The organism is Halosolutus gelatinilyticus (assembly GCF_023028105.1).
GTDB classification, from domain to species: domain Archaea; phylum Halobacteriota; class Halobacteria; order Halobacteriales; family Natrialbaceae; genus Halosolutus; species Halosolutus gelatinilyticus.
The window spans coordinates 3302525-3322739 of record NZ_CP095491.1; the positions used below are offsets into that span (position 1 = coordinate 3302525).

Below are 20215 nucleotides of genomic sequence, written 5' to 3' on the forward strand. Positions count from 1 at the left end.
AGCGGGCGACGATCCGAGCGATCCGGGCGCTTGTTCCGGATCGGACGCGATCGTCACCTCGAATCGTCCGCGTCGTCGATCGCCTCGAAGAGGAGCCGGGCGCCGAGGTCGATCTCGCGTTCGGTCACGTCCAGCGGCGGCAGCAGTCGGAGCGTCTTGTAGCCGCAGCCGAGGGTGAGCAAGCCGCGCTCGAACGCCGCCTCGACGACGGCCTCGCGGCGCGCTTTGGTGTCGAACTCGACGGCGACCATCAGCCCGCGACCGCGGACGTCGACCACCGCCTCGCGATCCCGTTCCTCGACGACGGCTCTGAGCTGCTCGCCGCGCTCGCGGACGTTCTCGAGGAGGTTCTCCTCGTGAATCGCGTCGATCGTCAGCACGCCCTGCATCGCGGCGATGAGGTCGCCGGCGCCCCAGGTGGAGGAGAGTCGCCCGGTCCGCTCGGGAAACACGTCCGATCGGGAGACGGTCGCGCCGACGCGCAGCCCCTTCGCGCTGGTGATGACGTCCGGCGTGAGGTCGAGGTGGTCGACGGCCCAGAGTTCGCCGGTGCGACCGAGCCCGGACTGGATCTCGTCCGCGATGATCTTGACGCTGTAGCGGTCCCGGATCGCTTCGAGGTCGCGGGCGAACTCGGGGTGGGCGGCCCGGTAGCCGCCCTCTCCCTGGATCGGTTCGAGGATCACGAACGCGAGTTCGTCGGGATCGATGATCCCTCGGTCGGGGTCGAGTTTGTCCGCGAGGACGTTGCCGCCGGGGCCGTCGGTTCGCCAGCGGGTTTCGTACGCTTCGTCCGACGCCGGGTAAGGGACGCTGACGACGCCGGGAACCTCGGGATAGCCGGTTCGGTGGACGGCTTTCGATCGGTTGAGCGAGAGCGCGCCGAGGGTGCGACCGTGGAACGCCCCGTCGAAGGTGACCGCGCGGTGACCGCCCGACGCGTAGCAGATCTTGATGGCGTTCTCGACCGCCTCGGCCCCCGAGTTCGAGAGGAAGACCCGATCCATATCGTAGTGGTCGGTCATCGCGATCAGTCGATCCATCAGCTGCGTCGGGCCGGGGAAGTCGGGATCCTCGGGCGGCCCGCCGCCGCTGACGTAGAAATCTTGGCCGGCGATCTTCAGCGGATCGACGAGGTCGAACGCGTCGAGTCGGTCCCGGACCGCGGGGTTGTTGTAGCCGAGCGGCGCGGCGGCGACGTGGCTCGTAAAGTCCATGAGAACGTTGCCGTCCACGTCGGTGCAGAAGGGGCCGATCGCGTCGGCCTGGGCGTCCCAGACGAATTCGTAGACGTAGGTGCTCGGGGCGGCGAACTCGTGGTGGTAGTCGACCCACCGCTTCGCTCGCTCGCCGGGTATCCGCTCGACCTGCGGCTCGACCGTGTCTCGGTCCATGGATCCATTTGGAGCGCCGGTGAGTAAAAATACCCGATGTTTTTCATCGAATACCGACGCTGGAACCAGATCTGTCCAGTTCCGTCGCAAATGATCGCACGATCGCTCTCGAACCGACACCGGTGATCGGATCTGCGTGACGAACGCCCCTCCCACGGTGAAGACGTGTCCGACGTCGTCACGTCGGCGCGATGCCGCCGTCGTTTCTCGACACCAGGTACAACGCGAACGAGGACAGCCAGTGGGCCCCGGCGTAATCGTCGGTGAACGCCCGCGCCAGGCCGCGTTCGGCGTGTCGCTTCGCGCTGCGTTCGAGCGGGTCGGCGTACCGGTGCCCGTCGAGAACAGCCGCGACGTCGGCCAGACACCACGCCTTCGAGAGGTTCAACCCGACGAGGTGGAGTTCGATACCACCGTCGTCCTTCGACTCCACCGATACGGGTTCGAGAAGCGAATCGTACGGTGCGGTCGTCACGTCGGGGAGGAAGCCGTCGATCCAGGCCGAGAACTCGTCGCGATCGAGGACGCGCCGCATCAGATCCGCCTCGACCAGCGCCGGCGACAGGAAGTCCCAGCCGAGGGGCTCGTACTCGATCGGATAGTCCTTGTCGTCGAGGAACATCTCCCGCGACGCGTCGACGGTCTCGGCCGCGAGCGAGTCGGCGCCGATCACCCGCGCGTAATCGAGGACGCACTGCAGCGCGAACGCGGTGTTCTGGTGGGTGCCAACCCTGAACGGTCTCAATTGCGCGAGCAACTCGGTTTCGACGAGCGTTACGATGCGATCTTCGAGGGGACGAAGGACGTCCCGCCACTCCATCGCGCGATTGGAGTTCCACTGGTGGAGTTCCGCCGCGAGGCGCAGCAACCACGCCCAGCCGTAGGGTTTCTCGAAGGACTCGTTCCGCTCGAAGTACGCGACTTCCCGGTCGACGTTCTCGGCCGTGAACCGCGCGTCCATCCCCGATCGGATCTCAGATTCGGCGGGGTGGTCGTCGAACAGCCGAAGCTGGCGGATCAGACACCAGTGGCTGTGCACCGCGGAGTGCCAGTCGAAACAGCCGTAAAACACCGGATGCTGCTCCGCCGGCCGCTCCCACTCGTCGGGGTCATCGATCGAACCGACCCAGTGTGGAAACTCCGTGTCGACGCTGTCCAGCGGATATCGCGAGAGGTCCGCCGCGAGGTCGGCGTCGATCAAATCGCTTCGTCCCGACAGGATTCGCTCCGGATCGACCGATTCAAAGGCTGTCATAGGTACAACAGGCCGGTAATTCCATTTCTATGTACTGGTCCTGTGCGACAGACTGGCACGATGGGCGTCAACGGGCGAACCGGGCGATGTGCACGCCGCTGACGAACGTGGCGCCGGCCGAAACCGACCCGATCGGTTTCGAGGGAGGCGATCGGATCGATCAGCCCCTAGATGACGACGATGGCTGCCGCCGCGACGGCGCCGCCGATCAGGAGGAGCGCGCTGTAGGTCGCGACCTGATTGCGGAAGCCGTCGTTCGTCGAGGTCGCCGCGAGCATCGCCTTCACGAGAATGCTCGAAACCGTCGCGAGCAGGATCGCGATCGTCGCTTCGGCGGCACCGAGTTGCCCGCCGCGGTAGAGGACGACCGCCGACGTCGTCGCGCCGGCACTGGAGACGAAGCCGCTCGCGACCGCCGTCGCGTAGAAGCCGAGGGTGCCGAACCAGTTCTCGGCCAGCGATCCGAAGACGAGGACGACGAGGAAGACGGCGCCGAAACCGAGGGCGTTCTTCAGCGAGAACGGGCTCTCGAGTTCCATCGGGCCGGATTCTCCCCAGTCCGCCGTGACGGCGGCGACCGCGAACGCGATCAGGATGACCGCCCCCAGCGGGACGATCGCCTCGACGAGAACCGGGGTGCCGCTACCCACCGTGAAGCCGACGGCGATCGCGAGGTTCCGGGCGGCCATCGCGGCGTTCGCGAGCAGGATCGCGGCGACGGCGTACGAGGATGCCTCGGGTCGCTGGCGGACGTGATCGAGCATCGTCCCGACGACGGCCGTCGAGGAGGCCAGCCCGCCGAAGAAGCCGGTGATCGCGATGCCCCGGCCGCCGTAGGTCGAGACGATCGCGTAGTTGACGATGCCGATCCCCGCGACGGCGACGACCATCAGCCAGATCACCTGCGGTTCGAGCGGGATCGTGATCGGGCCGACGGTGAGGTCGTACCGGGCAGGCAACAGCGGATAGATGACGAACGCCAGGATCGCGAACTCGGTCGTCGATCGCATCTCCTCGCGCGAGAGTCCCCACGCGAACGCGTGGAGCTCGCGTTTGAGCACGAGCAGCAGCGACGAGAGGACGGCCACGGTGACGCCCTCGATGATGAAATTGGCGGCGACGAGCGCCCCGACGCCATAGGCGACCAGCATCGAAACCGACGTCGTCAGCGAGAGCCCGGCGTCCTCTTCCTCGTCGAGCAGCCCCTTGACCGCGAGCAGGACGCCCTGGACGATCACGAGCAGCCCGCCGAGGATCAGCAGCCCCTGTCCGACGGTGGACTCTTCGAGCGCGAGAATGGTGAACACGGCGGCGAGCAGACTGATCAGTGAGAACGTCCGGATGCCGGCCGACTTCTGCGACCACTCGCGCTCCAGGCCGAGGAACATCCCCAGCGCGCCGGCGAGCGCGATTCGGACGACCGCGTCGTCGAGCGGGGCGTCCGCGAGTTGCAACGTAACTCCGTTCACCCCCGATAATTTTCGCCGACCACGTATAAACGGCATGCCGACCATCACTCTCCGGCCGCGCAGGGCGCCTCGATCGGCGCACGTGACGGAAGCGTCCGCCACTATCGCTCTTCCTTCGGATCTGTCGACGGATTCGCGGGGTCCGCCTCACGTCTCCACGTTCGCAATTCTGCCGCGGCCTCCCGACGGATCGATCGGAGCCGACGATCGCCGAACCGCGCAGAAGTTCAGACTTCAAGAACGGATGGCAGCATATCGGAAAACGAATTTTTTAGGTTGACAAAAATTGTTTTCCCATGGGTAACGTTTAAGGTGGTTGCGCGTGTACTGCGACATACGATGAGCACCCAGAAAACCGTCCGTCAGTCGGCGGACTCCGTCGAGGGGAACGAGCTCCGGCTCGACCAGGAGAAAGCCGAACAGATCGTCGACGCGTTGAACACGGAGCTGGCGAACTCGTACGTCCTGTACCACCAGCTCAAGAAGCACCACTGGGTCGTCGAGGGCGCCGAGTTCCTTCCGCTCCACGAGTTCTTCGAGGAGGCCTACGAGCACGTCGAGGAAGCGGCCGACGTGATCGCCGAGCGCGCGCAGGCGCTCGGCGGCGTCCCCGTCTCCGGCCCCGCGAACCTCGAAGCGCGCGCGACGGTCGAGTTCGAGGGCGAAGACGTCTACGACATCCGGACGATGATGCGCAACGACCTCGAGATGTACGGCGACATCATCGAGTCGCTGCGCGACAGCATCGAACTCGCGGAGAACCTCGGCGACTACGCGACGGCCGAGATCCTGCGCGAGATCCTGGTGACGACCGAGGAGGACGGCCACCACTTCGAGCACTACCTCGAGGACGACACGCTGGTGCTCGAAGAGGCGACGAAGTAATCGACGTCGAACGAGGCCGAGACGAAACCGCGTCGACGCCCGTCGATCCCATCATTTTGTGACGCGATCGGTACACGACGAGTGGTGACGCCAGCTAGCGGATCGCATCGGTTCGAAACGGCCGTCGATCGCGAGGACCGAGTCCCGCGATCGACGGGGCACCCAGAAACCGTTCGTTCATCGAGACGAAGGAGATGCCACGAGACGCGAAGCGGACGCGTCAGGGCTCGAGATCGACGATGAGATCGGTCGCGATCCAGCCGTCGGTGTTGTTTCGTTCGGTAAAGACGACCTTGCCGGGACGGGGTTCGTGGCTGGTCACGACTGCCGGCGGCTCCTCGGGTTCGGCCGCGAGGTCGGCCTCCTGCCTACGTACGTCCATTACGAGGAGTTAGGCGTGCCTAAAACTAAAAAGGTTTTGGTTGGCCTAAGACAGCGGGACCGCTGGTGCTGGAGCGCGAACCACAGCGTCCGACGGCCGCGTGATCCGGTGACGATCCCGTCCGGCACCGGTCGAACGGGCGCGGTGGCGCGAGAGTGGCGGTCCGGCGCTTCGTGGCCCACTTTCAAACCGGATGCGATCATAGTCGCGGGTATGGAGTTCGACGTCGTGCAAGGCGACATCGCGGAACAGTCCGCCGACGCGCTGGTCAACGCCGCCGGAACGAGCCTCGAGATGGGTTCCGGCGTCGCCGGCGCGCTCCGACGGCGAGCGGGCGAAGGGCTCAACGAGGAGGCCACCGAGAAGGGGCCGGTTGATCTCGGCGAGGTCGCGGTCACCGACGCGTACGATCTCGACGCCGACTACGTCATCCACGCGGCGGCGATGCCTCACTACGGGGACGGCCGGGCGACCGAGGAGAGCATCCGCGACGCGACGCGAAACGCGCTCGAGACGGCCGACGATCGCCGCTGTCGATCGATCGTTCTGCCGGCGCTCGGCTGCGGCGTCGCCGGCTTCGACCTCGAGGACGGCGCGCGGATCATCTGCGAGACGATCCGGGAGTACGAGCCGACGTCGCTCGCGGACGTCCGGTTCATCGCGTACAGCGACGAGGAGTACGGGACGCTGCTCGAAATCGCGGACGAGGTCCGGGGTTCGACGGGCGAGTAGCCGGCTACGACGGTCAGCGTTCGTCCCGATCGGCTCGTCGGTCGTCGTATGCCTCGAGGTACGTTTCTGAATCCACCATGAGCATCTCCTTCACCTCGAACTGCGCGTCCCCGTCCTCGTCGAGGTGCGTGATCTCGTACTCTTCCGGGAGCGGTCCGTCGAACGCGACGCGCAACCGGTAGTAGTAGACGGTCGGACCCGTCAGTATCAACTGATCTTCCGCTTCGTTCCTCGTGATCCGCATCGTCACGGAGAGCGTTTCCTGATCGCCGTCGGAACCGAGTCGAACCTCCTCGGGCGCGAAGTGATGCCTCGAGTCGCCGTTACGGGCGTGTCCGAGAACGACGATATCGTGCGGACCGGCGTCGAAATCGACTATCGCGTCGTCCTCGTCCGGTTCCGGATACCGGTGTTTGGGAAGCCGCGTGAACGCCGCCTCGAGGATCCGGTCGTCGACCTTCATGCCTGTGAGGATGGTGACATCTCGTAAGTATCTGTGGAGGTTCTGTCCGTGACGGTCAGGAGTCGACGGAAGCGACGGCGCGATTACGACAGCGAGAGTCCGCGAATCTCGACCGACGCGCCCTCCTCGACGCGGCCGATGACCTGCCCGTCCGTCTCTGCGACGAGGTCGGTCGCGCGATCGTCGGGCAGCGCGACGACGAACCCGGTGCCCATGTTGAACGTGCGGTGCATCTCCTCGTCCGTCACGTTGCCTTCCTCCTGGACGAATTCGAAGACCGGTTGGGCGAGCAGGGGATCGTCGATCACGTACTTTCGATCGCCCATGCGCAGCAGGTTGGTCCAGCCGCCGCCGGTGACGTGGGCCGCCGCGCGGACGCCGTGTTCGCACATCGGCTCCAGGAGGTGGGTGTAGATCCGGGTCGGGCGCAGGAATTCCTCGCCGATCGTTCGCGCTTCGTCGCCCGGGAACGGGTCGGCGTAGTCGTGGTTTCGGGTTGCGGCCTCGCGGGCGAGCGTGAGCCCGTTCGAGTGGATGCCGTTCGAGGAGAAGCCGACGAGGGCGTCGCCGACTTCGGCGTCGCCGTCTATGATCTCGTCTTTGCCGGCGAGGCCGGCGCAGGTCCCCGCGAGGTCGAAGCCGTTTACGACCTCGGGCATGACGGCCGTCTCGCCGCCCAGCAGGGTCATCCCGGACTCCTCTAAACCGACGGCCAGTCCCTCGCCGATCTCGTTCGCGAGGGCGTCGTCGGGTTCGTCGATCGCGAGGTAGTCGACGAACGCGACGGGTTCGACGCCCGCGGCGACGAGGTCGTTAACGTTCATCGCGATGCAGTCGATGCCGATCGTCGAGAAGTCCCCGACCGCCTCGGCGACGAGCAGTTTCGTGCCGACGCCGTCGGTCGCGAGTGCGAGGTAGCGATCGCCGATGTCGAGCAGGCCGGCGTACTCGGTGGTCAGCCCACTGCCGAACGCCTGCAACAGCGCCGCCGTCGCATCGTCGCTGGCCTCGATGTCGACGCCGGTGTCGGCGTAGGTGAGGCGTTCCCCGTCGGTTCCGTTCCCATCGCCCGCTGAATCGGTCATGGGTGAACGACCTCGTGGCGCGAGCAAAAGGCCACCGGTCCGACGGGCGCGGCCGCCGCGATCGCGGTCGAACGGCGACGGGTAGCGACGCCACCGGAGGGGTCGGTTCGAGTACGTATCCGCACCCGGCGCTCTCGAGGCGATCGGTTCGGTACGAACGGCTACGCATATGGTCGTCCGCGTCGTAGGACGGGGCGATCGCTGAAGGACTCCGTTATGATGACGACGACGCACGCGTTGATGGGCGTCGCGGTCGCGGCGGTCGCACTTCCGGGAGTCGGCGAACCCGCTCCGGTTGCGGCGGTTCTTGCGGCGGCGTTCCTCGGCGGGGTCGCTCCCGACCTGGACCTCGTCGCGACTCACCGAAAGACGCTCCACTTCCCGGCGCTGCTCCCCGTCGCGACCGGCGTCGTCGGCCTCCGGCTACACGCCGACGGCACCGTCGCGGGCGTCGTACTGTTCGCGTTTCTCGGCTCCGCAGCCCTCCACTCCGTCGTGGACGTCCTCGGCGGCGGCGTCGAGCCGGAGCCGTGGCGACGAACCTCGCAGGAGGCGGTCTACAATCACCTCCTCGGACGATGGCACCGGCCGAAGCGGTGGGTTCGGTACGCCGGCGCGCCCGAGGACTTCCTGTTGACGGCCGTCTGCGGGATCGTCGTCGTCACTACCGCGACGCCGTCGGCGTTCGATCGGCTCGCGATCGGGCTCGTGCTGTTCTCCGGACTCTTCGCGCTCGTCCGCAAGCGAATCCCCGACCTGATCGACGCCGCGTCGCGATCGATACCGCTCCCCTGAGCCGCAGCGAGCGCGCATCTTCACAAGACTCGAGCGCGAAGCCCGCCGCATGGCCACGGACGGTGAGCGGTAGATGGGCGGACTTCCGCTGTGGAAACTCACGCGAAACCGGTACGGTCGAGCGCTCTACGACCGCCTTCGCCGGCGCGGATTCGCGGCCGCCGCGCTGGATACGTTTCGCCGACCCGCTTCGGCGTACGATGGGACGCCGAACGGCGGCGGAGCGCCGACGATCGACCTCGCGGTTCGCGAGCCGTCCGACGAGGCGACGCGGGACGAGCTCGACGTGCCGTACAAGGCGGCCGACGCGAGCGCCGCGGATCTGGTGGTAGTGGCCCGGGACGGCGAGACGCCGATCGGCCAGGTATTCCTCAGTTTCGACGAGACGATCCACATCGCGGAACTCGATCGGGAGATGGCGTTCGACGGTCCGTACGTCTGGCGGCTCTACGTCGCCCCGGGCCACCGAAACAGGGGTCTCGGTTCGCGGTTGCTCGCGGCGGCAATCGGAGAATCCCGGAGCCGGTGGGGAGTCCGCCCGTTGTACGCGCTGATCGCGGTCGACAACCGTCCGTCGCGGCGGCTGTTCGAGTCCCACGGCTTCGATCCCGGTACCCGGCGGCGGTACGTCCGCTGCGGCCCGTTCGAAAAACGCTGGCGCTCCGCCGACCCCTGACGGCTATTGAGAGCAATCGCCTAGTCGCTACCGAGAGCTTCGTGTACCTTGTTAGAGGTATTTTTCGATATATAGAGTATGTCGAATAAACTTATCTGCGTGGTCTCCGATGCTCCGGATGCCAGCTATGAGTGACCGTGACCCCCCGATCGGGCTGGGGAACCTTCGCGAGTGGCGAACCCGGGCAACGATCGACCGAACGCAACTCTCCGACGGCGACTTTCTCAGGGCGCTCTCGATCGCCGATTACTGCAGTTTGACGTCGCTGCTGTTCGCCTGGACCGCCGCGTTGCTCATCGTCTCCGGCGAACTGAACTGGGGGATCGTCGCCATGTTCGCCGCGTTCGGGTTCGACAAGCTCGACGGCTACGTCGCGAGGCGCGGCTACGGGTCGGAGTACGGGCTCCAGATCGACTCCTTCATCGACGTCTTCGCGTATCTGGTCACCGCTGCGCTGATCTACCACGTCGCGCTCGCGCCGACGTTCGTGGCGAGCCTGGTCGTCGGTTTCGCGATCGCCGGCTTCGGCGGCCTGCGGCTCGTCCGTCACGCCCACGAGGGCTTTAGTTCGGACGATCAGGGGAGTTTCTACCGCGGCATCACGGTCGTTCACGTCAACGTCGTGGTCGTCGGCGCGTACATCCTCGCGCAGTTCGTCGACGCCTGGAACGGCTGGATCACGGCCGCCCTCGTCCTGGCCGTCGCGCCGCTCATGATCTCGAACTATCGCTGTTACAAGACGAACGTGGGCCACGTTCTCGTGGCGGCCGGCGGCATCGCGGCGAGCGTCGTCGCCGTCGCGCTCGAACTCGGCTATCTATGACCTCGGGCCGAGCCTCCGACCGGGGACCGTCCGAACCCGTCGACGCGGCCTCTCGGTCCGTCTCGATCGACCTCCACGTCCACTCCGAGGGATCCTACGACTGTCGGACGCGGATCGTGGACGTCCTCGAACGCGCCGCCGAGATCGGCCTGGACGGCGTCTGTATCACCGACCACGATGCGATCGAGCAGTCGCTCGCGGCGGCCGAAATCGCTCCCGAGTACGGACTGGTCGGGATCCCGGGTGCCGAAGTGTCGAGTCGCGACGGCCACGTTCTCGCGATCGGCGTCGATCGCTGCCCCGAACCCGGTCGGCCGTTCGATCGAACGGTGGTCGAGATCCGCAATCGCGGCGGAATCGCCGTCGTTCCGCACCCCTTTCAGCGGAGTCGTCACGGGGTCGCTCGGTCGGTTATCGACGACTGCGACGGAATCGAAGTCCACAACGCGATGGGACTCACCGGGATTCGAAACCGCCAGGCCTTCCGATTTGCAGCCGATCGCGGCGTGCCGACGATCGCGGGCAGCGACGCCCACGCACCCTGCGTTCTCGGCAGGGCGTACACGAACGTCTTCCTCGAGTCCGACGAGGCCGATCCGGTCGAACAAGACGCCCTTCTCGCGGCGATCGCGGCGGGGCGAACCGCCCCGATCGGTTCGCTGGCCCCGACGACGCGGTGGGCGCGGAAGTACGCGACGAACGTCGGGTTCAAACTCCGATCCGGGCTAGGACGGCTCCGCCACTTCGGATGAGCGACGACCTGATACCTCGGAAACCGAACGCGATCCGACCGCCGTCGGATCGCGCCGACGGTTCCGGCCGTCGACGCGAGCGGTCGGCTTAGATGAATCCGAAGATCGAGTAAAAGCCGACGAGCAGGAGCCCGCTCGCGCCGAACGCCAGGGCGAAGACGGGTTTACTCCACCGGAGCACCGACTTCCCGTCGAGCGGGCCGAACGGGATCATGTTGAACGCGGCCAGAAAGAGGTTGATCAGGACCCCGAGGTGGCCGACGGTTCCCAGGATCCCCGGAAAGATCAGCAACGGGAAGAACAGGAGCGCGAGCAGGAGATTCGTTACCGGTCCGGCGAGCGCGATGTGACCGTTCTCCCGCACCGTGATCCGCCCGCGGTGATAGACCGCCCCCGGCGCGGCGAAGAGGAAGCCGATCAGAGCGCTCATGATCGCCAGGAAGAGCATCTGGTAGTCCGCGCGGAACTCCGCGATCTGGCCGTACTCGATCGCGACGACCTTGTGGGCGAGTTCGTGCAACAGGAAGGCGACGCCCACGGTGACGAAGCTCAGTCCGATCATCACCACGAACGAGCCGAGGGTCACGCCTCCCAGATGAATCGGCGCCAGCAGCAGCGCGAAGGCGACGCTCAGCGTGACCCAGGCGAGGCCGAGGTCGAACAGCTCCTTGTCGCTGAACGTGAGTTCAGGCTCCGGCTCCCCTCGCGTTCGATAGCTCATGAGAGGATCTCCCGAATCAGTTCGAGACTGTTCTCCGCGCCCTGAATGAGCTCGCCCATCAACGCCTCGACGCCGCCGACCTCGTGTCCCATCCAGGGGACGACGACGATAAAGAACAGGAACGTCGCGATCATGCTCCCGATGTTCGTCAGCGCGACGATCATGATCAGGCGGAACAGCGGGACGTCGAACATGTCCTCGAACGCCTCGAGAATCGGCCGATCCGTGTCGCCGATGATCTCGTTCAGCGTCTGGATGTCGCGAACGTTGACCGGACGGTGTCTGAGTTCGACGTAGCCGGCGAACCAGCCGGGAGCCAACAGCGGATTGATGCTCGTCAACCAGGCGACCGCGCCGCCGACGCCCGCGCTCGTCCAGCGAGCGCCGGCCAGGCGAGCCAGCGTGAACGCGAAGACGCCGTTGAACAGGAACCAGGCGAGAAAGAGCTGGAGCAGGAACCTGTTCTGGACGCCCGCCATGAGCAACAGGAAGAAGAAGCCGACGAACCCGACCATCACGAGATAGCCGACGATCTTGAGCGGCGAGAACCGGCGTCCCGAGGCGGTTCCGGTCAGCGACTCCATCGGCGGAAGGTCGCCGGGATTCGACAGGTAGCGTTCGATCCCCGCCTTGTGTCCCGCGCCGACGACGGCGACGACGTCGTACCCTTGCTCTCGAAGCTGGTGGAGGTTGTGCGCGATGTACGCGTCGCGTTCGTCGATCAGCGCGTTCGCGCCGCGCGGGCTGAACTGCCGGAACTCCTCCATCATGGCCGAGACGACGTCGCCGTCGGTCATCTCCTCGATGTCGATCTCGTCGATCTCCTCGGCGTCGCCGCCGATCGCCTCGAGGACGAATCCGAAGACGACCCCGGTCGCGACGCCGACGCCGAGTCCGGCCAGCGCGCCGGTGATCCCGCGGATCCCGTACCCTCCGGCACCTTCGAACGCCGCCGCGGAGAAGGGGCCGACGAAGGTCCCGGTCGCCACCAGCGCGAGACAGCCGGCGATCCCGAGGAAGACGCCGCCAACGAGTCGGATCGTGAAGCCGTTGACGAGCCCGCCGGTGTCCTGGCCTCCGGACTCGAGCGAGGGGAGAAAGAGTAATCCGATGAACAACCCGACGATGGCGCCGACGCCCGCGGCGCCCACGTAGCGGAGCGTCGCGGGATCGGTCACGCCGAGCGAGAGGAGGTCGCCGTACCCGAGCAACGGCGCCAGAAAGGCGCCGAAGACGACCCCGGCGAACACCCCGAACACCGCGCCGAAGGTCAGCCCGATCGTCCGGGGATCGGTGACGCCGAGGGCGAGTCCGCCGATCATCTTCAACTTCTCCGCGAACGAGAGTCGGCGCCAGAACCGCTGGATCGTCACCTGAATGTCCCGGTCGGCGAGCGCGACCCCGTGGCCGTTTCGCTCCGCGGATTCGATCGCGGCCCGCATGTCCGCGCCGGGTTCGATGTCGAACCGCTCCCCGAGTCGCGACTGGACGTACGAGAGCATCCAGTACGCCAGGAACTGAAAGACCGTGTTCCCCGAGAGGAGATCTTTCGCTTCGATGTCGTCGGGCGCACCGCCCTGCATCTGTCGGTACCGCCCTTCGTCGAGTTCGACGGCGACGACGTCGGGATCTTCCCGATCGATCGTCTCGTGTACGTCGTCGACGCTCGCCTGCGAGACGTGTGCCGTCCCGAGGACGTGCACCGAGCCGCGCTCGCCCGACGGCGGGTCGGGAAGCTCGGGCACGGTGGCGTCACCTGCATCGCTCATTGTCGGGAACACTCGGCGACGACTTTTACCAGTATCGGACGGGAGAGACCGAGACGGCAAGACTGATTGCCGTCGTTCGGCAACTGTCACCGATGACGGACCTGATGGAAACGCTGATCGAGAACCGGGAGATGGTTCAGCCGAACCACGCGAACAATCTCGAAGTCGCCCACGGCGGAAACGTCATGAAGTGGATGGACGAGATCGGGGCGATGTCCGCGATGCGGTTTTCGGGGGAGACGTGCGTGACCGCCCGGGTCGATCAGATGAACTTCGAGCGTCCGATCCCGGTCGGCGATACGGCGTACATCACGGCCTACGTCTACGACGCCGGCAACTCGAGCATCAAGGTTCGGCTAATCACGGAACGCGAGGATCTGCGGACGCGCGAACGCGAGCGGACGACCGAATCCTACTTCGTCTACGTCGCGATCGACGACCGGAACCGGCCGACCCCGGTTCCCGATCTGACCGTCAGCAGCGAAAAAGGGGAGCGGCTCCGCGAAGTGGCGCTGGAAGGCGAGAACGGGAACGGCGGCTCCCGATAGGTCGCTCGAACCGACGACTCACTCGAAGCGAATCGTTTTCGCGGCTGGATCGATCGCCACGCGAGCGCCGATCGGCACCGGCGTCGTCGGCCAGGTATGGCCGAAATCGAGGTTCGAGACGATCGGGGCGTCGGGATTGTACTCGGCGAAGACGCGCTCGATCGCCTCGCGCTGTTCCTGCCTGTACCGTTCTCGCCGCTCGGGCGGCCGCGACTCGAGGTAGGACTGGGCGGCCGGGCGACCGACCAAAACCCCGTGGAACCGTCGGAGGACCTCGCGCTCGCCGAGCGCCTGCAACACGCCCGTCACCCAGGCGGGGTCCGGCAGTTCCTCGGAGGTTTCGATCGCGAGAATCGCGCCGTCCAGGGCCTCGTCGTCGGGGGGGTAGCGATCGGCCAGGAACTGCTGGTCGAGGACTTCGAGACAACCTCCCCAGAGCCGGCCCTCCACGGGGTCGTCCCCGCCGGCCCAGCGCCAGCCGGGATTGGGTTCGGTCTCTCGCGGTTCCGAGAGCGAGTCGGGATTCTCCCAGTCGCCGATTTCGTCGGTGAACTCGTCGGCGGGTCGAAGTTCGCCGAACGAATCCTCGAAGAACGCCCGCTCGGTGTATTCGACGGTGTGCTCGAAGAGGCCGCCCTCCATCGACAGTTCGGTCATGACGCACGGCCCGTAGTAGGAGACGATCCCCAGGTTCCACAGGTGCAACGCGAGGTTCGTGTTGTCGCTGTAGCCGTAGAAGCGAGTCGGGTTCTCCCGGAGGACGTCGGGGTCGAGGTGTTTCAGGATCCGAAGCTGATCGTTGCCGCCGATGACCGCGATCACCCCGCGAATGTCGGGATCCGCGAAGGCGTCCATCACGTCCCGTGCCCGCTTCTCGGGGTGCTCGTACAGGTAGTCGTCGGACTTTGACGTCGTCGGAAACTCTACCGGTTCCAGGTCGAACCGATCGCGGAGCCGATCGAGCCCCTGCTCGTAGACGTGGGGAAACCGGTAACCCGCGTTCGACGCCGACGCGACGACCGCGATCCGATCGCCCCGTTCGAGCGGCGGCGGGGTGACGAACTCGTCCATGGTCGATCGTCGAACCCACGTTTCAAAAAGTTGACCGCGGTTTGGCATTCTTGCGCACGGTCACGGCCGGCCGACGCTGGAGGCGATCCCCGTCACGTCCGCGATCGCGCGGCGCTTCAGCAGCGCAAAGCCCGTCGCGACCAGTCCGAACCCGACGAACGTCAGGGCGGTGATCGACTCGCCGAGGACGAACACGCCGACGATCGTCGCGACGATCGGGACGAGGTACGCGACGAGCGCCGCCTCGAAGGCGCCGTGTTCTTCCAGGATGGTGAAGTAGATCAGAAAGGCGATCGCGGTCGAGAAGACCCCCAGGTAGAGGATCATGGCCACCGCCGTCGACGCGAGTGCGCCGACGGCGGGCGCCTCCCCGAGACCGGCGCTGACGGCGTGGAGGACGAGCGCGCCGACGAGCATCGACCACCCCGTCAGCGGGATGCGGGGGAGCGTCGGCCCGGCGCGCTGGACGAGGACGGTGCCGAGCGCGACGCTGACCACCTGACAGACGATGAAGAGCCGGGCCACGGTGTCGCCGGCCAGCAGGTTGGTCGGATCGGGGCGAACGACGAAGCCGATCCCAACAAAGCCGATCGCGACGCCCGCCGCGCCGAGCGGCGACAGGCGCTCGCCGAGCAACAGGAGCGCCCACAGCGCCGTGAAGATGGGGACCAGCGCCTGGATGATCGCGGCCGCGCCGCTCGGGACGTTCTGCTGGCCGTAGAACAGCATCCCGTTGCCGGCGACGAGGAACACGCCGCCGCCGACGATCGCCAGAACGTCGTTTTTCTCCCGCGGTAGCCGCGTTCCGGCCCTGAACGCGGCGTACCCGAGCAACAGCACCGCCGCCACGTCGTACCGGACGGCCGCGAACAGGATCGGCGGCAGGTACTCGAGTCCGACCGAGATCGCCGGAAACGAGAACCCCCACAGCACCGCCAGCAGCAGAAACAGCGCCACGTCGAGCGCGCGGGCCATGACAGCGGTACTCTCGTCGATCGGAAATCCCTAGCGGTACCGGCGATTCGAGCAGTTCGGCGCGCGGTGTTCGCGGCGGCGTCGGTCGGGGCGGGTCCGGGACGGCGTCGATCGCTGCGGGTTAGAGCAGCGTCCCCACGTCGGCAAGCGACTCGAGAACGTGGTCCGGGTCGACGTCCGCGGCCGCGATCGCGTCGCGGTCCGTAACGCCCGAGAGGACGACGGCGGTCTCCATTCCGGCCCGGGCGCCGAGCGCGATGTCCGTGTTGAGCCGATCGCCGACGACTAGCGTCCGATCGGGGGCGACGTCGAGGCGGTTCGTCGCCGCTTCGGCGGCGATCGCGGACGGTTTGCCGAGGACGGCGTCGGGTTCGCGGCCGGCGACGGCCTCCATCGCGGCGAGGATCGCCCCCGAGCCCGGAATCGCGCCGTCCTCGATCGGAATCGTCACGTCCGGATCGGTGCCGTAGAACGGGACATCGCCGTCGAGCGCCCGGAGGGACTCCCAGAGGGTGCCGAAGGAAAAGTCCGCGTCGAACGAGCCGAGGACGACCTCGGCCTCGTCGGGATCGTCGGCGAGTTCCACCGTCGCGTCCTCGAGGATCGTCCGCAGGCGATCGCTCCCGACGAGGAACACCCGTTCGCCGGGGTGAGTGGCCGCGAGGTACTCCGCCGACACGGTCGCCGACGTGAGCACCGTCTCGGGATCGACCGCGATGCCGTGCGGTTCGAGTGTCTCGCCGTAGTGGTCGCTGCCGCGGGTTGGATTGTTCGAGAACAGCAGGCGGGAGACGCCGGCCTCGTCGAGCGCGTGCAATCCGTCCGTCACGCCGGGAATGAGTTCGTCGCCCCGGACGATCGTCCCATCGACGTCGAGAATCGCCGCCTCGTAGGCAGTCATCGTCCGCCGGTACGGGCGATCGAGGATTGAGTGTTTGGATCCCAGCCCCGGTGGAAGTCGATCACTCGGTTCGTTCGAGGGACAGCTGCTCCGTTTCGACCCCCGCCTCCGCGGCCCGCTCGTCGGCGGCGAGCAGCCGATCGAGTCTGGCTTCGAACTCCTCGTCGTCGAGTTCACCGTCGGCGTACCGCTCCTGCAGTCGCGTCACGGGGTCGCGGGCGGTTCGTTCGGCGTGGTCGGCGTCGGTCTCCGACTCCGTTCGAGTCGCGTCGCGCTCGTCGTCACGATCGCGCGTGCTGAGATACCAGACGAGCACGACGCTAACGACCATCAGTGCGGTGAACGCGAGGGCGTACATGGGACCGGCGAACAGCAACGCCGCGATGATCAGCACGTCCGCGAGGACGAACTTGATCGCGAAGATTTCCGTAAGGCTATAGTCCCGGCCCCCGGTTGACTCGCTGCCCATACGCGTCGGTACGGCGGCGATCGGGATAATTCTGCGGTATTGACAGTCGCGATCGACGGCCGCCGCAGCGCGAGGTGGGAATTCTTATCCGCCGACCCGTCCTACCCCGAAACATGACGCTCGAGGTCGAAGCCCCCGATCCGCCGGAACTGGAGTTCGTCGATCCGAACGAGTACGACGACGCGACGATCAGCGCCGACGACCCGACCGAGATCGACTACCGCCGGGAGGAACTCCAGGGCTTTCTCGAGGAGGGCGCGTGGGAGGAGGCCTTCGAAGAGTGGCGCCGGGACACCGACCTCGAATCCCGGGAGTACGAGATCGCCCGCGACCTCGATCTCTTCTCGCAGTTCGACTTCTTCTGGGACGACTTCGCCGATCGCGTCGGCTACCACGCTCCGGGGATCCCCGAGGACTGGCAGGAGCGGACGTACCACCCCGACCTCGACACCTGGGGGACCGTCTCGTCGATCAACGCCGAACTCACGGAGTTCGGCCAGATCGTCTCCGTGATCCTGAAAGAAGAGTACATCGACTGGGAGGCCGAGTACGAACCGCCGGAGGATTTGCCGGACTTCGATTAATCCGGCGGACTACGCGATCGCGATGATCGCCGGCGAACGATCGTCGCGATTCGATCGCGGGTGCCGACGGAGCGATCCCTCGAATCACGTCACTCGCGTGCGACGGCGATGTTTTGCAGTTGTTGCTTACAGCGTGGACAGATCCCCGGCGTGGCCGTCCTCGTTCGATAGCTACACGTCGGACACTCGAAAGACGGTCGGCCGGGCTTGTACGGATCGGTGTATCCCATAGTCATATGTTACCATATATCGGGCATAAACGTTGCCCTAATACGCATAGTACGGATAGTATCTGACCAGGACTTGGCAGAATCCCCCTTATTTTGTTCGGATGTCCAATTATTGTTCCCCGAGACGCGCGACGATCGCGAACGTCTCGGGTCGCGCGCTGGCCGTTTCGACGTCGAACCCGGCGACTTCGAAGTGGGCGACGGCGTCGTCGATCGAGAACCGCTCGGACACCGGCGGCCCCGCCGCTTCGTCGCCGTCGGCCGACCAGTCCACCGTCACGAGTCGCCCGCCCGGACGGACGACGCGAGCGAATTCGGCCAACGCTTCGTCGGGGCTCGCGGTTTCACCGTTGTCTCGCGGCTTCGCCGCTCGACTGTTCGTGGAACTTCGTTCCGCGCTACTCGCCTCGTCCGTCGAGCCACGCTCGACGCTACCCGCGTACTCGTGGTGCGTCATCGTCGAGAACGCGGCGTCGAGGTGGTCGTCCGCGAACGGTAACGACGACACCTCGCTCGTGACGAACTCGACGTTCTCGGGCGCGCCCTTCTCGCGGTAGCGATCGTGCATCGCCGACTGGACGTCGACGGCGTAGATCGTCTCGACGAACGGCGCGACGTCGTCGGTGTAAAAGCCGGTTCCGGAGCCGAGGTCCGCGACGACGTCCGTCGGCGTCGGGTCGAGCGCGGCGAGCAGTTCCTCCCGCGAACAGTACCGGTACCGGGACGGGTCCTCGAGCGCGTCGGCCCGTTCGATCGGATAGGTGTGAAAGCCCATTACCTCGATTTCGGTCCGATCGTACTTCCGCGTTGCCCGAGGCGAGTATCGATCGCGGGATCGCCGATCGCGAGCCGGCGAGTGCTCGCGAACCTGCGAGCGCGGACCGTGGCGGTCGAGCACGATCGTTGCATTCTCGTCCGTGTACGCGCCACCATCGGGGCGAAGAGTGATGGTTCCCGAGTCGATCCGTCGGTACGCACACCTCGACGTGCTCGTCGTGACCGCGGCGATCTGGTTTCTGGCGAAGTTCGTCCGGTACGTATTTCCGCCCCTGTTCGGCGCCTTCCAGGAGAGCTACGGCGTCTCGAACGCCGCCCTCGGGGCCGCGTTCACCGGTTTCATGCTCGTCTATGCCGCGATGCAGTTCCCGTCGGGCGTGCTCGCCGACCGCCTCGGCTCCGTCACGCTCATCACGGCCGGAGCGCTGGTGGCGGCAAGCGCGTCTCTCGCGATCGTCGTCGAGTCGCCGTTCGTCGTCCTCGTCGCGGCGATGCTCGTGGTGGGCGCCGGAACGGGAGCGCACAAGACCGTCGCCGTCCGTCTACTCTCGCGGGCCTACCCCGCGCGGACTGGCCGGGCGCTCGGGATCCTCGACACGTTCGGCGCCTTCGGCGGCGTGGCCGCGCCGGCGGCGGTCGTCGCCGCAGCGGCCCTGCCGTTCGCGTTCGGCGATCGCTGGCGCGCGATCTTCCTCGCGGCCGGGACCGTCGGGTTCGCGCTCGCGATCTCGTTTCGCCTCCGGGTTCCGCGGCGGGTGCCGTCGGAGGCCGACCGCGGCGAGGTGACCGATCTCTCGGCGGGCGAAGTGGGCAGGTACGTCACCCTCTTTCGGGACTGGCGGTTCGCCGTCTTCGCGCTGGTGACCGTTCTGTTCTCGTTCACCTACAACGGCCTGGTCGCGTTCGCGCCGCTCTACCTGACCGACGCGGCCGGACTCACGTCGGCGACGGCGAACCTGCTATACAGCGGCCTCTTCCTCGCGAGCTTGATCCAACTCGCGACCGGCGAACTCAGCGACCGGATCGGCCCGCTGACGCTCATCCTCGGAACGCTCGCGCTCGCCACGACCGCGCTGGTGCTGTTCGTCGGTCTGACCGGAACCGGCGATCCGGTCCTGCTCGGGGGGTTGCTCGTCGCCGTGGGGATCGGCGCACACGGCTACCGACCAGTCCGGAGCGCGTACCTGATGGAAGCCATCCCCGACGACGTCGCCGGCGGCGGCCTCGGAATCGTCCGAACGTTCCTGATGGGCGCCGGCGCGATCGCACCGGCGATCGTCGGCGCGCTCTCGGAGACCGCCGGGTTCCGGACGGCGTTCCGGTTGCTCGCCGCGTCGATCGTCACGGCGACGCTCCTCGGACTGCTCCTGTGGATCATCGAGAGCGATCGGTACGGCGAGTGGCGCTCCCGCCTCTAGTCGCCGCGAGGCGCGCCGGGTTTTTCCGCCCCTCCGTGGAA

23 protein-coding genes are annotated in these 20215 nt (G+C 66.6%); 9 read left to right on the forward strand and 14 right to left on the reverse strand.

Annotation, left to right across the window (positions count from 1 at the left end; translation table 11 throughout):
- Nucleotides 1-53: 53 nt before the first annotated feature.
- The 3 genes from MUH00_RS16210 to MUH00_RS16220 form a co-directional block, all read right to left on the reverse strand.
- The gene (locus tag MUH00_RS16210; protein ID WP_247000347.1) at nucleotides 54-1394 is read right to left on the reverse strand and encodes an aminotransferase class III-fold pyridoxal phosphate-dependent enzyme; all 1341 of its coding nucleotides are present in this window, start codon (nucleotides 1392-1394) and stop codon (nucleotides 54-56) included.
- A gap of 178 nt (nucleotides 1395-1572) precedes the next feature.
- The gene (locus MUH00_RS16215; protein WP_247000349.1) at nucleotides 1573-2649 is read right to left on the reverse strand and encodes a DUF2891 domain-containing protein; all 1077 of its coding nucleotides are present in this window, start codon (nucleotides 2647-2649) and stop codon (nucleotides 1573-1575) included.
- A gap of 167 nt (nucleotides 2650-2816) precedes the next feature.
- A complete protein-coding gene (locus MUH00_RS16220) occupies nucleotides 2817-4118 on the reverse strand; it encodes an MgtC/SapB family protein (RefSeq protein WP_247000351.1) in 1302 nt (433 codons plus the stop codon).
- A 339-nt stretch (nucleotides 4119-4457) separates the two neighbouring features.
- Between MUH00_RS16220 and dpsA the strand changes: the two genes are divergently transcribed.
- On the forward strand, nucleotides 4458-5003 hold the full coding sequence (dpsA, locus tag MUH00_RS16225; protein WP_247000353.1) for a DNA starvation/stationary phase protection protein DpsA: 546 nt from the start codon (nucleotides 4458-4460) through the stop codon (nucleotides 5001-5003).
- A 220-nt stretch (nucleotides 5004-5223) separates the two neighbouring features.
- Here dpsA and MUH00_RS16230 read toward each other — a convergent pair whose 3' ends face one another.
- On the reverse strand, nucleotides 5224-5385 hold the full coding sequence (locus MUH00_RS16230) for a hypothetical protein (RefSeq protein ID WP_247000355.1): 162 nt from the start codon (nucleotides 5383-5385) through the stop codon (nucleotides 5224-5226).
- Between the two features lie 213 nt (nucleotides 5386-5598).
- On the opposite strand from MUH00_RS16230, the gene MUH00_RS16235 reads away from it, so the two are divergent.
- Nucleotides 5599-6117, forward strand: a complete 519-nt coding sequence (locus MUH00_RS16235) for a macro domain-containing protein (RefSeq protein ID WP_247000357.1) — start codon at nucleotides 5599-5601, stop codon at nucleotides 6115-6117.
- A 13-nt stretch (nucleotides 6118-6130) separates the two neighbouring features.
- Here MUH00_RS16235 and MUH00_RS16240 read toward each other — a convergent pair whose 3' ends face one another.
- Both MUH00_RS16240 and purM read right to left on the reverse strand, forming a co-directional pair.
- Nucleotides 6131-6580: a hypothetical protein gene (locus MUH00_RS16240; protein WP_247000358.1), complete on the reverse strand. Its 450-nt coding sequence runs from the start codon at nucleotides 6578-6580 to the stop codon at nucleotides 6131-6133.
- Between the two features lie 83 nt (nucleotides 6581-6663).
- Complete coding sequence (purM, locus tag MUH00_RS16245; RefSeq protein WP_247000359.1) at nucleotides 6664-7665, reverse strand: phosphoribosylformylglycinamidine cyclo-ligase; 1002 nt, start codon at nucleotides 7663-7665, stop codon at nucleotides 6664-6666.
- Between the two features lie 219 nt (nucleotides 7666-7884).
- Between purM and MUH00_RS16250 the strand changes: the two genes are divergently transcribed.
- The 4 genes from MUH00_RS16250 (at nucleotide 7885) to MUH00_RS16265 (ending at nucleotide 10711) form a co-directional block, all read left to right on the forward strand.
- Nucleotides 7885-8460, forward strand: a complete 576-nt coding sequence (locus MUH00_RS16250) for a metal-dependent hydrolase (RefSeq protein WP_247000360.1) — start codon at nucleotides 7885-7887, stop codon at nucleotides 8458-8460.
- Nucleotides 8461-8533: 73 nt separating this feature from the next.
- Nucleotides 8534-9136, forward strand: coding sequence for a GNAT family N-acetyltransferase (locus tag MUH00_RS16255; protein ID WP_247000361.1), 603 nt, complete (start codon nucleotides 8534-8536; stop codon nucleotides 9134-9136).
- Nucleotides 9137-9263: 127 nt separating this feature from the next.
- Nucleotides 9264-9959, forward strand: a complete 696-nt coding sequence (locus MUH00_RS16260) for a CDP-alcohol phosphatidyltransferase family protein (RefSeq protein ID WP_247000362.1) — start codon at nucleotides 9264-9266, stop codon at nucleotides 9957-9959.
- Entirely contained in the window at nucleotides 9956-10711 is a 756-nt protein-coding gene (locus tag MUH00_RS16265; protein WP_247000363.1) for a CehA/McbA family metallohydrolase, read from the forward strand. The genes MUH00_RS16260 and MUH00_RS16265 overlap by 4 nt, the downstream gene beginning before the upstream one ends.
- A gap of 88 nt (nucleotides 10712-10799) precedes the next feature.
- Here MUH00_RS16265 and MUH00_RS16270 read toward each other — a convergent pair whose 3' ends face one another.
- Together MUH00_RS16270 and MUH00_RS16275 are read right to left on the reverse strand one after the other, a co-directional pair.
- Entirely contained in the window at nucleotides 10800-11432 is a 633-nt protein-coding gene (locus MUH00_RS16270) for a zinc metalloprotease (protein ID WP_247000364.1), read from the reverse strand.
- Nucleotides 11429-13201: a TraB/GumN family protein gene (locus MUH00_RS16275; protein WP_247000366.1), complete on the reverse strand. Its 1773-nt coding sequence runs from the start codon at nucleotides 13199-13201 to the stop codon at nucleotides 11429-11431. The genes MUH00_RS16270 and MUH00_RS16275 overlap by 4 nt, the downstream gene beginning before the upstream one ends.
- A 92-nt stretch (nucleotides 13202-13293) precedes the next feature.
- Between MUH00_RS16275 and MUH00_RS16280 the strand changes: the two genes are divergently transcribed.
- Nucleotides 13294-13749, forward strand: a complete 456-nt coding sequence (locus MUH00_RS16280) for an acyl-CoA thioesterase (RefSeq protein WP_247000367.1) — start codon at nucleotides 13294-13296, stop codon at nucleotides 13747-13749.
- 18 nt (nucleotides 13750-13767) lie between these two features.
- Here the strand turns inward: MUH00_RS16280 and MUH00_RS16285 are convergent, their stop codons facing one another.
- From MUH00_RS16285 to MUH00_RS16300, 4 genes are all read right to left on the reverse strand, one after another.
- Nucleotides 13768-14820: a S66 family peptidase gene (locus MUH00_RS16285; protein WP_247000369.1), complete on the reverse strand. Its 1053-nt coding sequence runs from the start codon at nucleotides 14818-14820 to the stop codon at nucleotides 13768-13770.
- 60 nt (nucleotides 14821-14880) lie between these two features.
- Nucleotides 14881-15795, reverse strand: coding sequence for a DMT family transporter (locus MUH00_RS16290; RefSeq protein ID WP_247000371.1), 915 nt, complete (start codon nucleotides 15793-15795; stop codon nucleotides 14881-14883).
- A gap of 121 nt (nucleotides 15796-15916) precedes the next feature.
- Nucleotides 15917-16696 carry an HAD-IIA family hydrolase gene (locus MUH00_RS16295; protein ID WP_247000374.1) on the reverse strand — a complete coding sequence of 260 codons (780 nt, stop codon included), beginning with the start codon at nucleotides 16694-16696 and terminating at the stop codon, nucleotides 15917-15919.
- 61 nt (nucleotides 16697-16757) lie between these two features.
- Nucleotides 16758-17165 (reverse strand): SHOCT domain-containing protein, encoded by a 408-nt coding sequence (locus MUH00_RS16300; RefSeq protein ID WP_247000377.1) that lies wholly within the window; start codon nucleotides 17163-17165, stop codon nucleotides 16758-16760.
- Between the two features lie 113 nt (nucleotides 17166-17278).
- Between MUH00_RS16300 and MUH00_RS16305 the strand changes: the two genes are divergently transcribed.
- On the forward strand, nucleotides 17279-17749 hold the full coding sequence (locus MUH00_RS16305) for a DUF7992 family protein (protein WP_247000379.1): 471 nt from the start codon (nucleotides 17279-17281) through the stop codon (nucleotides 17747-17749).
- Nucleotides 17750-17838: 89 nt separating this feature from the next.
- On the opposite strand, the gene MUH00_RS16310 is transcribed toward MUH00_RS16305, so the two are convergent.
- Both MUH00_RS16310 and MUH00_RS16315 read right to left on the reverse strand, forming a co-directional pair.
- Entirely contained in the window at nucleotides 17839-17979 is a 141-nt protein-coding gene (locus MUH00_RS16310) for a rubrerythrin-like domain-containing protein (RefSeq protein ID WP_247000381.1), read from the reverse strand.
- A 109-nt stretch (nucleotides 17980-18088) separates the two neighbouring features.
- Nucleotides 18089-18754, reverse strand: coding sequence for a class I SAM-dependent methyltransferase (locus tag MUH00_RS16315; RefSeq protein WP_247000383.1), 666 nt, complete (start codon nucleotides 18752-18754; stop codon nucleotides 18089-18091).
- A 172-nt stretch (nucleotides 18755-18926) separates the two neighbouring features.
- Here MUH00_RS16315 and MUH00_RS16320 point away from each other — a divergent pair, with 172 nt between their 5' ends.
- Nucleotides 18927-20174, forward strand: coding sequence for an MFS transporter (locus MUH00_RS16320; RefSeq protein ID WP_247000386.1), 1248 nt, complete (start codon nucleotides 18927-18929; stop codon nucleotides 20172-20174).
- Nucleotides 20175-20215 lie beyond the last annotated feature (41 nt).

What these genes read in the sequence shown, in the direction of transcription:
- MUH00_RS16210 (WP_247000347.1), bottom strand. Translation starts at nt 1,394, where the DNA reads ATGGACCGAGACACGGTCGAGCCGCAGGTCGAGCGGATACCCGGCGAG.
- MUH00_RS16215 (WP_247000349.1), bottom strand. Translation starts at nt 2,649, where the DNA reads ATGACAGCCTTTGAATCGGTCGATCCGGAGCGAATCCTGTCGGGACGA.
- dpsA (WP_247000353.1), top strand. Translation starts at nt 4,458, where the DNA reads ATGAGCACCCAGAAAACCGTCCGTCAGTCGGCGGACTCCGTCGAGGGG.
- MUH00_RS16230 (WP_247000355.1), bottom strand. Translation starts at nt 5,385, where the DNA reads ATGGACGTACGTAGGCAGGAGGCCGACCTCGCGGCCGAACCCGAGGAG.
- MUH00_RS16235 (WP_247000357.1), top strand. Translation starts at nt 5,599, where the DNA reads ATGGAGTTCGACGTCGTGCAAGGCGACATCGCGGAACAGTCCGCCGAC.
- MUH00_RS16240 (WP_247000358.1), bottom strand. Translation starts at nt 6,580, where the DNA reads ATGAAGGTCGACGACCGGATCCTCGAGGCGGCGTTCACGCGGCTTCCC.
- purM (WP_247000359.1), bottom strand. Translation starts at nt 7,665, where the DNA reads ATGACCGATTCAGCGGGCGATGGGAACGGAACCGACGGGGAACGCCTC.
- MUH00_RS16250 (WP_247000360.1), top strand. Translation starts at nt 7,885, where the DNA reads ATGACGACGACGCACGCGTTGATGGGCGTCGCGGTCGCGGCGGTCGCA.
- MUH00_RS16255 (WP_247000361.1), top strand. Translation starts at nt 8,534, where the DNA reads ATGGGCGGACTTCCGCTGTGGAAACTCACGCGAAACCGGTACGGTCGA.
- MUH00_RS16260 (WP_247000362.1), top strand. Translation starts at nt 9,264, where the DNA reads ATGAGTGACCGTGACCCCCCGATCGGGCTGGGGAACCTTCGCGAGTGG.
- MUH00_RS16265 (WP_247000363.1), top strand. Translation starts at nt 9,956, where the DNA reads ATGACCTCGGGCCGAGCCTCCGACCGGGGACCGTCCGAACCCGTCGAC.
- MUH00_RS16270 (WP_247000364.1), bottom strand. Translation starts at nt 11,432, where the DNA reads ATGAGCTATCGAACGCGAGGGGAGCCGGAGCCTGAACTCACGTTCAGC.
- MUH00_RS16275 (WP_247000366.1), bottom strand. Translation starts at nt 13,201, where the DNA reads ATGAGCGATGCAGGTGACGCCACCGTGCCCGAGCTTCCCGACCCGCCG.
- MUH00_RS16280 (WP_247000367.1), top strand. Translation starts at nt 13,294, where the DNA reads ATGACGGACCTGATGGAAACGCTGATCGAGAACCGGGAGATGGTTCAG.
- MUH00_RS16285 (WP_247000369.1), bottom strand. Translation starts at nt 14,820, where the DNA reads ATGGACGAGTTCGTCACCCCGCCGCCGCTCGAACGGGGCGATCGGATC.
- MUH00_RS16290 (WP_247000371.1), bottom strand. Translation starts at nt 15,795, where the DNA reads ATGGCCCGCGCGCTCGACGTGGCGCTGTTTCTGCTGCTGGCGGTGCTG.
- MUH00_RS16295 (WP_247000374.1), bottom strand. Translation starts at nt 16,696, where the DNA reads ATGACTGCCTACGAGGCGGCGATTCTCGACGTCGATGGGACGATCGTC.
- MUH00_RS16300 (WP_247000377.1), bottom strand. Translation starts at nt 17,165, where the DNA reads ATGGGCAGCGAGTCAACCGGGGGCCGGGACTATAGCCTTACGGAAATC.
- MUH00_RS16305 (WP_247000379.1), top strand. Translation starts at nt 17,279, where the DNA reads ATGACGCTCGAGGTCGAAGCCCCCGATCCGCCGGAACTGGAGTTCGTC.
- MUH00_RS16310 (WP_247000381.1), bottom strand. Translation starts at nt 17,979, where the DNA reads ATGGGATACACCGATCCGTACAAGCCCGGCCGACCGTCTTTCGAGTGT.
- MUH00_RS16315 (WP_247000383.1), bottom strand. Translation starts at nt 18,754, where the DNA reads ATGGGCTTTCACACCTATCCGATCGAACGGGCCGACGCGCTCGAGGAC.
- MUH00_RS16320 (WP_247000386.1), top strand. Translation starts at nt 18,927, where the DNA reads ATGGTTCCCGAGTCGATCCGTCGGTACGCACACCTCGACGTGCTCGTC.